Source organism: Zhongshania aliphaticivorans, assembly GCF_001586255.1.
GTDB lineage: Bacteria > Pseudomonadota > Gammaproteobacteria > Pseudomonadales > Spongiibacteraceae > Spongiibacter > Spongiibacter aliphaticivorans.
In genome coordinates, this window is record NZ_CP014544.1 from 769,582 (window position 1) to 781,659 (window position 12,078).

The window sequence follows — 12,078 nt, forward strand, 5'->3', positions numbered from 1 at the left end:
GTTCTCTCACGGTAGGTGTGGGAAATTGTCTGTATATTTATACAGTAAAATACTGTGGCTGAGCAAGCGCTGGTAAATAAGGTGCTGAATTTTTTTTACGCCTGCCTTGAAATTGTTTGCTACAGCCCCATATCCCAGTCAGCGCGGCCATGCTGCCGCAAGTGTATAGGCGTGTAGGAGGCAGTTTACGTGGCAGAAGATCAGGATAAATCAGCATCGCAAGATGAGGATGCTCAAGTAGAAGCGATTGTTGGCGAGATTCAAGATGCGCTAGATGGAGCTGAGGCTGAGCAGGCGTCTGCGCCGACTGAAGAAAAAAGCCTTGAAGTTCAGCTAGACGAGGCTAAGCAGGCTGCCGCTGACGCGAAAGAGCAGGCGCTGCGCGCCGTTGCTGATGCTCAGAATATCCGCCGCCGCGCCGAGAAAGACGCGGAAAACGCTCGCAAGTTTGCCTTGGAGAAGTTTGCTGGCGATATGCTGGTGGTGGCCGATAACCTGGATCGCGCCTTGGCATCCGCCGATAGGGATAATGAATCCTTAAAACCGATGATCGAAGGCGTGGAGCTGACGCATAAGTCGATGCTCGACGCTTTGGCTCGTCACAATGTGGTGCAGCTCAATCCGGTGGGTGAACCCTTTAATCCTGAGTTTCATCAGGCCATGGCCATGGTGCCAAACCCCGATGCCGAGCCAAATTCAGTGATGGATGTGATGCAGAAGGGTTTCACTTTGAATGGCCGCTTATTGCGTCCCGCCATGGTGGTGGTCGCTAAAGCCCCGGAATAATTTTTAAAATTGTGTAAAAAATGGTCTATGTCCCCTTGAAATATGTGGATAAGGGCCAATATCTGACAACAAGACATAGTGTTCGCCAAAAGTGGCGACTAGGTAAATCGGAGATTTAACATGGGTAAAATAATCGGTATAGATTTGGGTACCACTAACTCTTGTGTTGCTGTTATGGATGGCGACAAAGTTAAGGTTATCGAGAATGCAGAAGGTACACGCACCACTCCTTCGATTGTTGCTTACACTGAAGACAAAGAAATTCTGGTTGGTCAGAGCGCAAAGCGTCAGGCCGTCACCAATCCGCATAACACCCTGTATGCGGTGAAGCGTTTGATCGGTCGTCGCTTTGAAGACGACGTGGTTCAAAAAGACATTAAGATGGTGCCCTACAATATCTGCAAAGCCGATAACGGCGACGCGTGGGTAGAAGTGAAAGGCGAGAAAATGGCGCCACCGCAAATTTCTGCGGAAATTCTTAAGAAAATGAAGAAAACCGCTGAAGACTACTTGGGTGAGAAAGTCACCGAAGCGGTTATCACTGTGCCTGCTTACTTTAACGACTCTCAGCGTCAGGCGACTAAAGACGCTGGTCGTATTGCTGGTCTGGACGTAAAGCGTATTATCAACGAGCCTACTGCAGCGGCATTGGCCTACGGTATGGACAAGTCTAAGGGCGACCGCACCATTGCGGTATACGACTTAGGTGGTGGTACCTTTGATATCTCGATCATTGAAATTGCTGAGGTAGATGGCGAGCACCAGTTTGAAGTGCTGTCGACTAACGGCGACACCTTCTTAGGTGGTGAAGATTTCGATATGCGCCTGATCGACTATTTGGCGGAAGAGTTCAAGAAAGAAAACAGCATCGACCTGAAAGGCGATTCACTGGCTGTGCAGCGTCTGAAAGAAGCCGCAGAGAAGGCCAAAATCGAGCTGTCTTCTAGCCAGCAGACTGAAATCAATCTGCCTTACATCACTGCAGATGCGACTGGTCCTAAGCACTTGGTTGTGAAGTTGAGCCGCGCTAAGCTGGAATCACTGGTTGGCGATTTGGTTGCTCGCTCACTAGAGCCAATGAAGGTGGCTCTGAAAGATGCTGGTTTGTCTGCATCTGAAATTGACGAAATTATTTTGGTTGGTGGTCAGACTCGTATGCCTTTGGTGCAAACCAAGGTAACTGAGTTCTTTGGTAAAGAAGCGCGTCGCGATGTAAACCCTGACGAAGCTGTTGCCATGGGTGCTGCCCTGCAGGGCGCGGTACTGTCTGGCGAAGTGAAAGACGTACTGCTGCTTGACGTTACTCCGCTGAGCCTGGGTATTGAAACCATGGGTGGTGTGGCGACGCACCTGATTGAGAAAAACACCACGATTCCTACTAAGAAATCACAGGTGTTCTCAACCGCAGAGGATAATCAGTCTGCTGTAACGATTCACGTCGTGCAGGGTGAGCGTAAGCAAGCCAGCGCCAACAAATCGCTGGGTCGTTTCGACTTGGCCGACATTCCACCTGCGCCACGTGGTTTGCCGCAAATCGAAGTCACTTTTGATATCGATGCCAACGGTATTTTGCATGTGTCTGCTAAAGACAAGGCAACCGGCAAAGAGCAGTCTATTCGCATCACCGCCTCAAGTGGTTTGAGCGATGAAGAGATCGAACAAATGGTGCGCGACGCTGAAGCAAATGCTGAAGCTGACAAGAAGTTCGAGGCGCTGGTTGTAGCGCGCAACACCGCTGAAGGCATGGCTAACGCCACTCGCAAAACTTTGGAAGAAGCTGGTGATAAGGCCTCTGACGAAGAGAAAGCGGCTATCGAAGCAGCGCTGACCGAAGTTGACGAAGCGCTTAAGAGCGACGACGTTGAGGTGATTGAAGCTGCGACCAAGAAGCTGACTGAGGCGTCTGGTGGTTTGGCTGAGAAAATGTATGCCGAGCAAGCTGCGCAGGCGCAGGCTGACGGCGGCGCCGAGTCTGCTCAAGCTGGCGGCGCAGATGACGTAGTCGATGCTGAGTTTGAAGAAGTGAAAGACGACGACAAGAAGTAAGCTTAACGCGAGGCCGTGCCTCGCTTGAGTGTAACGCTGGACGGGAGACGGAAGACGCAAAGGCCAAGGTCAGCGTGTTTTGCGATCTCCCGTTTGGCATGAGAGGTAGAATCATTTATAGGGGTAGTGGGTGACACTTTAAAAGGCGTCTCCTGCCTCCCGTTTAGCGTGAAGCGAAGCTATGTCAAAACGAGATTATTACGAAATTCTGGGCGTGTCCCGCGACGCAGACAGCAAGGATATTAAAAAAGCCTATCGTCGTATCGCGATGAAGAATCACCCCGACCGTAACCCCGAAGATCCCAAGGCGGACGATATCTTCAAGGAGGCCACCGAGGCCTACGAAGTGTTGTCTAGCGAGGAAAAGCGTGAGGCCTATGATCGTTTTGGTCATGAGGGCGTTAATGCAGGTGGTGGCTTTGGCGGTGGTGGCGGAGGCGCTGGCGGCTTTAGCGATATCTTTGGTGATGTGTTTGGCGATATTTTTGGCGGTGGTGGCGGTGGTCGTCAGCGCGGCCCGCAGCGTGGCTCTGACCTGCGCTACACCCTCGATATTGATCTGGAGCAGGCGGTACACGGCTCCACGGCCAAGATTCGCATTCCAACACTGGTTGCGTGTAAGCCCTGTGATGGTAGTGGCGCGAAAAAGGGTAGTAAGCCGGTCACTTGTAGTACCTGTAACGGTGTTGGTCAGGTGCGTATGCAGCAGGGCTTCTTCGCTGTGCAGCAGGCTTGCCCGCACTGTCGCGGCTCTGGCACCATCATTGCCGACCCCTGCACTAGCTGCCGCGGTCAGGGTCGCGTTGAAGAGACCAAGACCCTGTCAGTGAAGGTGCCTGCAGGCGTTGATACCGGCGATCGCATTCGCTTGACCGGTGAAGGTGAGGCCAGTCCTAATGGCGGTCCAGCGGGCGATTTGTATGTGCAAATGCAGGTGCGGCCCCACGCGATCTTTAAGCGCGATGGCAAAAACCTCCACTGCGAAGTGCCAATTAGTTTTGCCGATGCGGCGCTGGGTGGTGAGCTGGATGTGCCGACTCTAGAAGGTCGGGTTAAGCTTAAAATACCGCCAGAAACCCAAACCGGAAAATCTTTCCGTTTGCGTGGCAAGGGTATTACCCCTGTGCGCGGTGGCAGTACTGGCGATCTGATTTGCAAAGTGACCGTTGAAACACCGGTGTCATTAAACAAGCGTCAGAAAGAGCTATTGCAAGAGCTGCAGGCGAGTCTTGCTGGTGACGACAAGCAGTCGCCTCGCGCAAAAAGCTGGTTTGACGGTGTAAAAACCTTTTTTGATGATATGAAAATCTGATTTCATCAATCTTGCTCGAGGGCTGATTTGCTGAATCGGCCCTCGACTTCCCCTCTGTTTTTCTCCATTCTGAGCTGCATATAAAAGCCGCGGAAATAAGTATGGATAAGACCCTAAATCAATTCGTTGCCAATTATCTGTGGTCTGAGAAGGTCGCGGACTATTCTGCGCCGCGCCGCAAATTGATTCACTTGCTGCGCTATGTGTACGTGGTGCTAGATGATCTTGCCAAGGGTGAGCTAACCCTGCGCGCCATGAGTTTGGTGTACACCACCTTGCTGTCGCTGGTGCCAATGATGGCGGTGAGTTTTTCGGTGCTCAAAGCCTTTGGTATGCACAATAAGCAGTTGCAGCCGATTATGTTGCAGTTTTTGGCGCCGATGGGTGCGCAGGGCGTGGAGATTACCGACAAAATCATCGGCTTTATCGATAACGTTAAAATCGGCGTGCTTGGTACCTTTGGTGTGGCGCTATTGTTTTACACCGCGATTTCACTTATTCAGAAAGTCGAGGCCACCTTTAATTATATTTGGCGTTTAGATCAGCACCGCAGTATTGGTCGTCGCTTCGCCGACTACGGCAGTGTGATGCTGATCGGGCCGCTATTGGTGTTCTCAGCGATTGGTTTGTCAGCCAGTGTGCTGAGTGGCAGCTTTGTGCAGGCTATTAGTCATCAGCTGCCTTTCATGCAGTATTTAATTACCTTTGCCACCGAAGCTGCGCCCTATTTAATGATCATTGCGGCCTTTAGCTTCTTTTATATGTTCATTCCTAACACTCGCGTGACCGTTCGGGCGGGCTTGATTGCCGGGGTGGTGTCTGGCTTCTTGTTTCAAAGTTTGGGCTGGGGCTTTGGCAGTGTGGTGGTGTCGGCCAGTGGTAGCGGAACGTATGCAATTTATTCGGGCTTTGCCATTCTCATTTTGTTTATGATGTGGATGTACATCAGTTGGCTCATCTTGCTGGTGGGTAGCAGTGTGGCATTTTACGTTCAGCATCCTGAGTATGTTGCGCCAACGCGGCGCAGCGGTGATTTAAGTATTAAGCAGCGAGAGGTTTTGGCCCTGCAAATTATGGGGGTGATTGCTGAGCGTCATTACAAGTCGCGTAAGCCCTTTTCGGCCAGTGATTTTGTGTTGCGTTTGCGCGTTCAGATTCAGGGCGTGACTAAGGTGTTGCGAGCGCTGAAGGAGGCTGGTCTAATCACCGAAAATAGTGAAGAGCCAGCCCGTTATTTACCGAATGCGCCGCTTGAAAAAACCAGTTTAAAGCAAGTCATTGATGCCGTGCGCAGTGAAGGCAATGCCTCAATGCTGGGTTTGGGTGCGCCGCGCAGACCAGTGCACGGCGTGGCGGCGGTGGCTAAAGCGATTGATGATGCTCTGGACGCTGCTTTGGCGGCGACCAGTGTGCGGGATATGGCAATTGAAGATGACGGTTCGGCGCCTGATAGCGCTGAGGCTGGCAAGAACAATTAAATTGAGTGTGGTGAGACTATGACAGTACGGGTAGCAGTAACGGGCGCCGCCGGGCGGATGGGGAAGATTCTGATTGAGGCTATCGCCCTCAATGAGGCTTGCGTATTGGCAGCGGCGATTGAGCGCCCAGAGAGTTCCTTGATTGGCGCCGATGCAGGTGAGTTGGCCGGCTTGGGCAAAAGTGGCGTCACTCTTGTGGGTGATTTGAGTGCTGTGCTCGACGATTTTGATGTGCTGATCGATTTTACGGTGCCAGCGGCTACTCTGGCGAATGCTCGCTTGTGCGGTGGCGCCGGTAAGTCCATGGTTATTGGCACCACCGGCTTTAATGCTGAGCAAAAAGCCGAGCTTGAAGCGGCTATTGCCCCGATTGCGATTTGCCAGGCGTCTAATTTCAGTACTGGTGTGAATCTGTGCTTTAAATTGCTGGATATGGCGGCGCGGGTCTTGGGTGATGACGTTGATATTGAAATTGTAGAAGCGCACCACCGCCATAAAATAGACGCGCCGTCGGGCACGGCCTTAAGTATGGGGCATGTGGTGGCCGATGCTTTGGGCCGAGACTTGGAAAAGGTCGCGGTGTACGGTCGCGAGGGCCAAACTGGCGCCCGCGAGCGCGAGACCATTGGCTTTGCCACGGTGCGCGGCGGCGATGTGGTGGGTGATCACACGGTGTCCTTCTTTGCTGAGGGCGAGCGTGTTGAAATTACTCACAAAGCCAGCTCGCGGATGTCTTTTGGGCGTGGCGCAGTGCGTGCGGCGGCATGGGTGAGCGCGCAAGCGGCTGGCCGTTACGATATGCAGGATGTGCTAGGTCTTAAGTAAGACGTGGTATTCGCGCGCTAGAGGTCAGATTTTGGCCTGAAACGACGCTAAGCTCGCTATTGCTGGTATTTATTGCGGTGGACGAGCGGGGGTGGTTTCGCGTAAAATCGCGCATCAGATTAGGGTGCCGAGCTTAATAAGCTCCGTATCCCCGCAAGGAGCGAGGTGAAGTACGTCTTCATCTCGCTTTTTTGCACGCGTATTTTCCTCTGTGGTTCTTTGGTTGTCGTTCCGGCGAGTATGTCGGTGGCAACTCTCGGCCGCAAGTTTGATCCAGGAGGTAGTCTTGACGGTTCCAGCCATACTTGCCCTCGAAGACGGCAGCATATTCCGGGGCATCGCTATTGGTGCCGAAGGGCATTCGGTTGGCGAGGTCGTGTTTAATACCGCGATGACAGGGTATCAGGAGATCTTGACGGATCCCTCTTATGCCCGCCAAATCGTAACCCTTACCTATCCCCATATCGGTAATACCGGTGTGAACAGCGAAGACGAAGAGGCGGCTGAAATTTGGTCTGCGGGCTTGGTTATTCGCGACCTGGCCATGACGGCTAGCAGCTTTCGCAGCGAACAAAGCCTCTCTGATTATTTAAAAGCCCGCAATATTGTCGGCATCGCCGACATTGACACCCGTCGCCTCACGCGTATTTTGCGTGACAAGGGTGCGCAGGGTGGTTGCTTAATGGCTGGCGATATCGACGAAGCTAAGGCCCTTCAGCTCGCTAAAGACTTTGCCGGTCTGAAAGGCATGGATTTGGCGAAAGAAGTGACTACCGCCGAATCGTATGAATGGCGCGAAAGCAGCTGGCAGCTTGGTGAAGGCAGCCGCAGCATGACTGATGCTGAATTGCCCTACCATGTTGTAGCCTACGACTTTGGCGTAAAGCGCAATATTCTGCGCATGCTCGCCGATCGCGGTTGCCGCCTGACGGTTGTCCCAGCCAAAACACCGGCTGCCGACGTGTTGGCGATGAAGCCCGACGGCGTGTTTCTGTCGAATGGTCCTGGTGATCCAGAGCCCTGCGATTATGCGATTGCGGCAATTAAAGAAATTCTAGCAACGGCATTGCCGGTGTTCGGTATTTGCCTAGGTCATCAGCTGTTGGCTTTGGCCTCTGGTGCAAAAACCGTCAAAATGAAATTTGGTCACCACGGCGCCAACCACCCGGTGCAAGATTTGACGACCAAGGTTGTACACATCACCAGTCAAAACCACGGTTTTGCTGTAGATGAAGCCTCCTTGCCCGCAAATTTGGAGGTGACCCACAAATCATTGTTTGATGGATCGCTACAGGGAATTCGGCGCACCGATATCCCCGCATTCGGTTTTCAGGGTCACCCTGAAGCGAGTCCGGGCCCCCATGATATTGCGCCCTTGTTTAATCAGTTTATAGATTTGATTAAAGCCTCTAAGCAGGCTGAGTAGAAAGTCCGGCCTCGCGGTTTTGTAGGCGATTTTGCTAGTCTGGCGTCGGGAGTCTGACGTCGGACGAGAAAATACACTACTGCGCCCGACTTTAGCGTCTGACGTCCAGCTTCCGACGTCCGACTTTTTGTAACGAAGCACAGAGCCAGATGATTAGAACTTATGCCAAAAAGAACTGATATTCAAAGCATCCTCATCCTCGGTGCTGGTCCGATTGTTATCGGTCAGGCCTGTGAGTTTGACTACTCCGGCGCCCAGGCGTGTAAAGCGCTTCGTGAAGAGGGCTTTCGCGTTATTTTGGTAAACTCGAACCCCGCGACCATCATGACCGACCCGTCAATGGCCGATGCCACTTATATTGAGCCAGTGGTGTGGGAAACGGTTGCCAAGATCATCGAAAAAGAGCGTCCCGACGCCCTGCTGCCGACCATGGGCGGTCAGACCGCACTGAACTGTGCGCTGGACCTGGACCGCGAAGGGGTGCTGGAGAAGTACGGCGTAGAAATGATCGGCGCCACTAAAGATTCTATCGATATGGCAGAGGACCGCCAGTTATTCGATAAGGCCATGAAGCGCATCGGCTTGGCTACGCCGCGCTCTGCCATTGCGCACAGCATGGAAGAGGCTCTGCAAGTGCAGGACTCTATCGGCTTCCCCGCTATTATTCGCCCGAGCTTCACCATGGGTGGTTCTGGCGGCGGTATTGCGTACAACCGAGAAGAATTTATTGAGATCTGTACCCGCGGTTTAGATCTGTCGCCCACCAATGAGCTGCTGATCGATGAGAGCTTGATTGGTTGGAAAGAATTTGAAATGGAAGTGGTTCGCGACAAAAACGACAACTGCATTATTGTCTGCGCGATTGAAAACTTCGACCCTATGGGCGTACACACTGGCGACTCGATCACTGTTGCCCCAGCACAGACCCTGACCGATAAAGAATATCAAATCATGCGTAACGCCTCCTGCGCGGTACTGCGTGAGATCGGTGTTGAAACTGGCGGCTCCAACGTTCAGTTTGGTATGGAGCCGCACACGGGTCGTCTGGTTGTTATTGAGATGAACCCGCGCGTTAGCCGCTCTTCGGCCTTGGCTTCTAAAGCGACCGGCTTCCCGATTGCCCGCGTAGCAGCCAAGTTGGCGATTGGTTACACCCTCGACGAATTGCAGAACGAAATTACTGGTGGCGCCACACCTGCGTCGTTTGAACCCGCAATCGACTACGTGGTTACCAAAATCCCGCGTTTCACCTTTGAAAAGTTTGGTGAAGCCCAGACCCGTCTGCACACTCAGATGAAGTCGGTAGGTGAGGTGATGGCAATTGGCCGTACCTTCCAAGAATCTCTACAAAAAGCCCTGCGCGGCTTGGAAGTGGGTTCTGCTGGTTTTGAGCACCAGATCGATACCGATCGCGATGACGCTAAAGACATCTTGATTGCTGAGTTGACGAATCCCGGCCCAGAGCGGATTTGGTTTGTGGCTGATGCCTTCCGCTCCGGTATGAGCGTTGAAGAGGTGTTTGAGCACTCGTGGATCGATCCGTGGTTCCTCGTACAGATTGAAGACATTGTTAAAACTGAAAATTCTTTAAAAACCGTGGCTTTGGCGGATATCACCAAAGACATGATGTGGCGTTTGAAGCGCAAAGGTTTTTCAGATCAGCGCTTGGCAGTACTGTTGGCAGTGAGCGAAAAGCAGTTGCGTGGCCTGCGTCATAGCCTAGATATTCACCCCGTGTACAAGCGCGTAGACACCTGCGCGGCAGAATTCTCTACTTCTACCGCCTATATGTATTCGACCTACGAGGAAGAGTGCGAGTCTAATCCGTCGGATCGTGAGAAGATTCTTGTTATCGGTGGTGGCCCCAACCGGATTGGTCAGGGTATTGAATTCGATTACTGCTGCGTTCACGCGGCGCTGGCGATGCGTGAAGACGGTTACGAGACCATTATGGTCAACTGTAACCCTGAAACCGTATCGACTGATTACGATATTTCAGATCGCCTGTATTTTGAGCCGGTGACGCTGGAAGACGTGCTCGAAATCGTGGCTAAAGAAAAGCCAAAGGGCGTTATTGTGCAGTTTGGTGGCCAAACGCCGCTGAAATTGGCTCGTGACCTTGAGGCCGCTGGCGTGCCGATTATCGGTACAACGCCAGACGCGATTGACCGCGCTGAAGATCGTGAGCGTTTTCAGCAGATGCTGCAGCGTTTAAATATCAAGCAGCCACCGAATACCACCGTGCGCTCAGAAGAAGCGGCACTGCGGGCGGCGGCTGAGATCGGCTATCCTTTGGTTGTGCGTCCATCCTATGTATTAGGTGGCCGGGCCATGGAAATTGTCTATAAAGAAGAAGAGCTTGAGCGCTATATGCGTGAAGCGGTGCGGGTGTCTAACGACTCGCCAGTCTTGCTGGACCACTTCTTAAATGCAGCGGTTGAAGTCGATCTCGATGCCGTGTCAGATGGCAAGCATGTGGTGATCGGCGCGATCATGCAGCATATCGAGCAGGCGGGCGTTCACTCTGGCGACTCGGCGTGTTCATTGCCGCCTTACTCGCTGGATGCCGATGTTCAGGATCGCATGCGCGAGATCGTTAAAGCCATGGCGCTGGAGTTGGGCGTGGTGGGTTTGATGAACGTGCAGTTGGCAGTGCAAGATGGCGAAATCTACGTGATTGAGGTTAATCCTCGCGCTTCACGTACCGTGCCCTTCGTGTCTAAGTGTATTGGTATTTCACTCGCCAAAGTTGCAGCGCGCTGCATGGCGGGTACGAGTCTGGCTGAGCAGGACTTTACCGAAGAGCGTATTCCCAAGTACTTTGCTGTTAAAGAAGCAGTTTTCCCCTTCAATAAATTCCCTGGCGTTGACCCCATTCTTGGGCCAGAAATGAAATCGACTGGTGAAGTGATGGGCTTGGGCGAAACCTTTGCCGAAGCCTTTGCTAAAGCGGCGGTCGGTGCCGGTGAGGTCTTTCCAACGAGTGGTAAGGCATTCATTAGTGTTCGCGACCCCGACAAAGCTGGTGCGATCGCTGTGGCGAGTCAGTTGGTTGAGCTCGGCTTTAGCCTGTTGGCAACTCGTGGCACTCACAAAGTCTTGACGGAAGCGGGTCTTAAATGTCAGCGTGTTAATAAGGTCTTGGAAGGTCGTCCCCATATTGTTGATATGGTGAAAAACGGCGATGTCGATCTGATTATTAATACTACCGAAGGTAAGCAGGCAATTGCGGATTCGTCATTGATTCGTCGCAGTGCGCTGGCCAATAAGGTGAGTTATACCACTACCTTGGCGGGTGCAGAGGCTATTTGTCAGGCGCTGGTGTTTGGCGAAGAGAAAACCGTGCGCCGCTTACAAGATGTTCATAAGGGGTTTATGCAATGAGTTTATTGCCAATGACTGTTGCCGGTGAAAAAGCGCTGCGCGATGAGTTGAAAAAGCTAAAATCGATTGATCGTCCGCGGATTACCCAGGCGATTGCCGAAGCTCGTGCTCATGGTGATTTAAAAGAAAATGCCGAATACCATGCTGCCCGTGACCAGCAGGGTTTTTGCGAAGGTCGGATTCAAGAAATCGAAAGTAAGCTGGGTGGCGTGCGGGTGATTGATATCACTGCTATTCCTTATACCGGTAAAGTGATTTTTGGCACGACGGTATCGCTAATTAACTGCGAAACCGACGAAGAGGTGCGCTACCGCATTGTTGGTGAAGACGAAGCCAATGTGAAAATTGGTAAAATTTCGGTAACTTCGCCCATTGCCCGCGCCTTAATTGGTAAGGAAGCGGGAGATATCGCGGTAGTCGTCGCGCCAGGTGGCAATATCGAGTACGAAATCGACAAGGTAGAACACCTCGCCGAGTGAGTGCTAACTCAGGCCCGAAGTAGGTTAGATAATTTCGGGTTTGGGGTTTTCGCTGGACGATAAATCAGCGCTATCTTGCCGATAGCCTGAATCAACAGCGCTTTATGCGCTATGCACAGTTGATCGATTAGCGCGCGGCGTTCAGTTGGCTCAGCTATGTTGACCTTAACTTTAATCAATTCGTGGTCGTCGAGTGCGCGGTCTAGCTCCAGCGCTACGCTTTCACTAAGTCCCTTGTCGGCAATCATAACAACGGGGCTGAGTTTGTGACCGATGCTGCGTAGGTGTTTTTTATCGCTGGCGCTGAATTTGGGCATAATATATCGAACCGGGAAAGAGCGT

At 52.3% G+C, this 12,078-nt stretch carries 9 protein-coding genes; 8 read left to right on the plus strand and 1 reads right to left on the minus strand.

The window, feature by feature from the left end; all coding sequences use genetic code 11:
* The first annotated feature begins 189 nt into the window (after nt 1–189).
* The 8 genes from grpE to greA all read left to right on the plus strand — a co-directional run bounded on the left by grpE (nt 190) and on the right by greA (nt 11,736).
* Complete coding sequence (gene grpE / locus AZF00_RS03390; protein WP_008250476.1) at nt 190–786, plus strand: nucleotide exchange factor GrpE; 597 nt, start codon at nt 190–192, stop codon at nt 784–786.
* Nucleotides 787–906: 120 nt separating this feature from the next.
* A complete protein-coding gene (gene dnaK / locus AZF00_RS03395; protein WP_008250477.1) occupies nt 907–2,832 on the plus strand; it encodes a molecular chaperone DnaK in 1,926 nt (641 codons plus the stop codon).
* 181 nt (nt 2,833–3,013) lie between these two features.
* On the plus strand, nt 3,014–4,144 hold the full coding sequence (gene dnaJ / locus AZF00_RS03400; protein ID WP_008250480.1) for a molecular chaperone DnaJ: 1,131 nt from the start codon (nt 3,014–3,016) through the stop codon (nt 4,142–4,144).
* Between the two features lie 101 nt (nt 4,145–4,245).
* Nucleotides 4,246–5,622, plus strand: a complete 1,377-nt coding sequence (locus AZF00_RS03405; RefSeq protein ID WP_008250482.1) for a YihY/virulence factor BrkB family protein — start codon at nt 4,246–4,248, stop codon at nt 5,620–5,622.
* Between the two features lie 18 nt (nt 5,623–5,640).
* The gene (gene dapB, locus AZF00_RS03410; RefSeq protein WP_040803655.1) at nt 5,641–6,447 is read left to right on the plus strand and encodes a 4-hydroxy-tetrahydrodipicolinate reductase; all 807 of its coding nucleotides are present in this window, start codon (nt 5,641–5,643) and stop codon (nt 6,445–6,447) included.
* 286 nt (nt 6,448–6,733) lie between these two features.
* Nucleotides 6,734–7,873: a glutamine-hydrolyzing carbamoyl-phosphate synthase small subunit gene (gene carA / locus AZF00_RS03415; protein ID WP_008250487.1), complete on the plus strand. Its 1,140-nt coding sequence runs from the start codon at nt 6,734–6,736 to the stop codon at nt 7,871–7,873.
* 162 nt (nt 7,874–8,035) lie between these two features.
* Nucleotides 8,036–11,257: a carbamoyl-phosphate synthase large subunit gene (gene carB / locus AZF00_RS03420; protein WP_008250488.1), complete on the plus strand. Its 3,222-nt coding sequence runs from the start codon at nt 8,036–8,038 to the stop codon at nt 11,255–11,257.
* The gene (greA, locus tag AZF00_RS03425) at nt 11,254–11,736 is read left to right on the plus strand and encodes a transcription elongation factor GreA (protein WP_008250490.1); all 483 of its coding nucleotides are present in this window, start codon (nt 11,254–11,256) and stop codon (nt 11,734–11,736) included. Before carB ends, greA begins: the two co-directional genes overlap by 4 nt.
* 8 nt (nt 11,737–11,744) lie before the next feature.
* Here greA and AZF00_RS03430 read toward each other — a convergent pair whose 3' ends face one another.
* Nucleotides 11,745–12,053 (minus strand): YhbY family RNA-binding protein, encoded by a 309-nt coding sequence (locus tag AZF00_RS03430; protein ID WP_008250493.1) that lies wholly within the window; start codon nt 12,051–12,053, stop codon nt 11,745–11,747.
* Nucleotides 12,054–12,078: the final 25 nt, after the last annotated feature.

What these genes read in the sequence shown, in the direction of transcription:
- dnaJ (WP_008250480.1), top strand. Translation starts at nt 3,014, where the DNA reads ATGTCAAAACGAGATTATTACGAAATTCTGGGCGTGTCCCGCGACGCA.
- dapB (WP_040803655.1), top strand. Translation starts at nt 5,641, where the DNA reads ATGACAGTACGGGTAGCAGTAACGGGCGCCGCCGGGCGGATGGGGAAG.
- carB (WP_008250488.1), top strand. Translation starts at nt 8,036, where the DNA reads ATGCCAAAAAGAACTGATATTCAAAGCATCCTCATCCTCGGTGCTGGT.
- AZF00_RS03430 (WP_008250493.1), bottom strand. Translation starts at nt 12,053, where the DNA reads ATGCCCAAATTCAGCGCCAGCGATAAAAAACACCTACGCAGCATCGGT.
- greA (WP_008250490.1), top strand. Translation starts at nt 11,254, where the DNA reads ATGAGTTTATTGCCAATGACTGTTGCCGGTGAAAAAGCGCTGCGCGAT.
- dnaK (WP_008250477.1), top strand. Translation starts at nt 907, where the DNA reads ATGGGTAAAATAATCGGTATAGATTTGGGTACCACTAACTCTTGTGTT.
- AZF00_RS03405 (WP_008250482.1), top strand. Translation starts at nt 4,246, where the DNA reads ATGGATAAGACCCTAAATCAATTCGTTGCCAATTATCTGTGGTCTGAG.